Genomic DNA, 311 nt, shown 5'->3' on the forward strand with positions numbered 1-311 from the left:
CTGCTTTCAATATTTTTTATCCCAATATGATTAAAGCTTGTGTTGCTTTTTTCTTTACTTGTAAAAATTCTTTCAACTTCTTCTTCTGTGATCCCTCTACCATTGTCTTCAACTTCAAAGATAAGATTTTCCTCTGACACATATCCAGCTATAATGATATTTTTTTCTCCATCAATTTCATTTATTCCATGTACGATTGCATTCTCAACTATAGGCTGTAATATCAATTTTATAATATAAAGATTTCTTACTTCTTCCTCCACCTTAACCACTAAATTGAAATCATCTCCAAACCGAACCTTCATTATATC

The 311-nt window shown here is 30.2% G+C and carries 1 protein-coding gene; it reads right to left on the reverse strand.

Annotation, left to right across the window (positions count from 1 at the left end; all coding sequences use genetic code 11):
* The coding region (locus tag V7659_RS30615; RefSeq protein ID WP_335543779.1) for a sensor histidine kinase at positions 1–263 on the reverse strand (263 nt) is incomplete at its 3' end.
* Positions 264–311: the final 48 nt, after the last annotated feature.

It is taken from the genome of Neobacillus drentensis, from assembly GCF_036966985.1.
Taxonomy (GTDB): domain Bacteria; phylum Bacillota; class Bacilli; order Bacillales; family Cytobacillaceae; genus Neobacillus; species Neobacillus drentensis_E.